Raw genomic sequence first — 3,022 nt, 5'->3', positions numbered from 1 at the left:
TTAAGGTGGACCGGGTGGCCTGCCCCTGGCTCATCAAAAAGTTCATTGACCCTGAGGCCGAGTTCTTGTTCGTTCCGGCCGACCAGGTCCTGGCGGTGGCCGAGCGACACGGCGCTATTCCTTTCGATGTCCCCGGCGTGGAACTCGGGCACCACGAGGGCCGGTGCAGTTTCGAGGCGGTCGTGGCCAAGTACCGGATCGACGATCCCGCCGTGGCCCTGCTCGCGAGAATCGTGCACGGCGCGGACGTGAAACAGGACCTCTACGGGCGGCCGGAAGCCGCGGGGCTCAAGGCCATCGCCGAGGGATTTCAGCACCTGGGACTGAAGGATGATGGGGAGATTCTGGAAAAGGAATTCATCGTCTACGAGGCCCTTTATGCCTATTGCCGGCAAACGGTGAACACACTGTGAGACCGATCGAGGTATTCTCCATGAACAGAGATACGATTTACCGCTTGACCGCCATCTTCATGATAACGCTCTTGAACCTCTTGCCCGGCCCGGCTGCGGCGGAGGCCCCCAGCGGCGGGCAAGGGCTCGATACGGCAAGAATCGAGCGGCTGACCGGCGTCAAAGGGAAACTGGACGAAAAGGAGGGCGTATTCAAAGTCAGCCAGCCACGCGCCGATCTCCGGGTGACCGCGGCGGGCGTCAAAATGACGCCGCCCCTGGGGCTGACCTCGTGGGCCGCGTTCATGAAGGCGGGGGGCCGAACCCTGGTCATGGGCGACATGGTCCTGCTCGAAGATCAGGTGAATCCGGTCATGAGCGTGGCCCTCGACAACGGCCTCGAAATCACCGCCCTGCACAACCATTTCTTCTGGGATTCCCCCAAGGTGATGTTCATGCACATCGGCGGCACGGGGGATGAAGAAAAGCTGGCGGCCGCCGTGGGCGAGGTATTCGCCAAAGTCGAGGAGACCCGCGGCGGCCGAGGCGAGGTACCCTTCGCTGCCATCGACCCCGCCCAAACCTCGCTCGATCCCAAGAAAATCGAGGCGGTCATCGGCGCCAAAGGCGAGTTGGCCGGAGGCGTCTTCAAGATCACCCTCGGGCGAACCACGACCATGGAAGGTAACACCCTCGGCAGCACGATGGGCGTCAACACCTGGGCCGCGTTCGCAGGCAGCGACGAGCAAGCGGTCGTCGACGGTGACTTCGTCATGTGCGAGGACGAACTGCAGCCGGTGCTCAAAGCGCTGCGCCGCGCCGGCATCCAGATCGTAGCGATCCACAGCCACATGACCATGGAATCGCCACGAACGGTCTTCCTGCACTACTGGGGCGTCGGCCCCACGGTCGATTTGGCGCGGGCGCTCCAATCCGCCTTGGAAACCCAGAGGAGAAACCCTTGATCATGGCGACAAAACAACTCATCCATTTGGCTGTGTGCCTCGGGCTGTGCACATTCACCGGTCTGGTCTCGGCCGAGGAGAAAGCGGCTACGAGTCCCGCGGTATCCCGGCTGAGCTTCGATGAACTGACGCCGGGCGGCATTCCGCCCGGCTGGACCATCGCGGCCACGAATCCCGGCGGTCCCCCGGCGGAGTGGCAAGTCAAGGCCGATCCCAAGGCGCCGAGCGCGCCCCATGTTCTGGCGATCACGAAGATTCACGACGATTCCGGGGATGTTTTTAACTTGTGCTGGACGAACGCGGTGAAATTCCGGGACGGCGCCATCGAAGTCAGCCTCCGCGCCGACGGCGGCAAGGAAGATCAGGGGGGTGGTCTCATCTGGCGGGTGCAGGACGCCAATAACTATTACGTCGCCCGCTATAACCCCCTGGAAGACAACATCCGCCTGTACTTCGTGAAGGACGGGCGGCGCAAGCAACTGGACAGCGCGAACATCTCCGGCGTGAAATCCGGCGAATGGTTCCGGTTGAAGATCGTTCAGCAGGGAGACAAGATCGAAGCCTATTTGAACGACCGGAAATATCTGGAGACTACCGATAGAACCTTTATGAAGGCGGGCGGGATCGGCTTTTGGAGCAAGGCGGATGCGGCCAGTTCGTTCGACGATCTGGTGGTGACCGCCCGATAATCGATGGGCCGTGGCACGCCGGCGTCCACTCGGTGGGTCTTCTCTTTGGTTTTGGCCGGATCGGCCTCCGCCTTCGGCGGCCCGCCCTTCTTCACCAACGATCCCGACCCGCCGGAACCGGGCCAGTGGGAGATCAACCTGCCCTGGTTCATGGAACGCAGCCGGGATGGTTCGGCGATCGGCGAATTCGTGCGCGTGGACGTCAATTACGGCTACGACCCTTACACCCAGCTCAGCATCGAGCTGCCCGCGCCCTACAGGCTCCCCGCCGAAGGCGGATTGCGCTCCGGCGTGGGCGATGTGCTGTTCGAGTACAAGCGGCGCTTCGGCCTCGACGCCGAAGCGGGGTATTTCGGCATCAACCCCCAGCTCACCCTGCCCACGGGAGACGAGAAAAGGGGCCTCGGTGCCGGGCGCGCGACCCTGCAATTGCCGCTGCTCTATCAGAAGCAGTGGGGCGACACCGTGATCTACGGCGATGCGCGTTACAAGCTGTGGGCCGGGGCCGAGGGCAAAAGTTACTGGTTTTTCGGTTTGGCCTTGGAGCACGCCGTGGGCAAGCGGCTCAAGCTCGGCGGCGAGGTGTTCGCCATTACGTCCCCATCCCCCGGCGGCGAGCCCAACGCCGGCTTCAACCTGGGCGGAAAGTGGGTCATGGCCCCCGGCCGGGTGTTGATGGTGTCCGCCGGCCGCTCGTTCCGGGACGAGCCGGAACTGACTTTGTTCATCGGCCTGAAACTGCTGTTTTCGCCAAACCCTTAAGGAGGCAACGATGACAATGCAACCCTACAGATGGCTATCGCTGCTGCTGAGCCTGGCGCTCGCCCGGACTGCCGTGGGCGCGGAAGCCACGGTCGTGGTCTATGCCAGCGAGGATCAGGTGTTCTCGGAACCGATCCTCAAGGATTTCGAGCGGGATACCGGCATCCGCGTCAAAGCGGTGTACGACACCGAGGAAACCAAGGGTACCGGCGTC

At 62.9% G+C, this 3,022-nt stretch carries 4 protein-coding genes and 1 pseudogene; all 5 read left to right on the top strand.

What is annotated here, in order from left to right; all coding sequences use genetic code 11:
* The coding region (locus ABJK70_RS22700) for a chromate resistance protein ChrB domain-containing protein (protein WP_347259224.1) at positions 1–413 on the top strand (413 nt) is incomplete at its 5' end.
* 20 nt (positions 414–433) lie between these two features.
* Positions 434–1,357: a DUF1259 domain-containing protein gene (locus ABJK70_RS22695; RefSeq protein WP_077732422.1), complete on the top strand. Its 924-nt coding sequence runs from the start codon at positions 434–436 to the stop codon at positions 1,355–1,357.
* A 2-nt stretch (positions 1,358–1,359) separates the two neighbouring features.
* The gene (locus ABJK70_RS22690; protein ID WP_205780883.1) at positions 1,360–2,046 is read left to right on the top strand and encodes a family 16 glycoside hydrolase; all 687 of its coding nucleotides are present in this window, start codon (positions 1,360–1,362) and stop codon (positions 2,044–2,046) included.
* A 3-nt stretch (positions 2,047–2,049) separates the two neighbouring features.
* Positions 2,050–2,808, top strand: coding sequence for a transporter (locus ABJK70_RS22685; protein WP_086134205.1), 759 nt, complete (start codon positions 2,050–2,052; stop codon positions 2,806–2,808).
* Between the two features lie 10 nt (positions 2,809–2,818).
* Positions 2,819–3,022, top strand: a pseudogene (locus ABJK70_RS22680) (hypothetical protein); the annotation flags it as partial.

It is taken from the genome of Methylocaldum sp., from assembly GCF_039794385.1.
GTDB lineage: Bacteria > Pseudomonadota > Gammaproteobacteria > Methylococcales > Methylococcaceae > Methylocaldum.
Note: the sequence above shows the minus strand (reverse complement) of the source record. Positions and strands in the feature narration are given on the sequence as shown.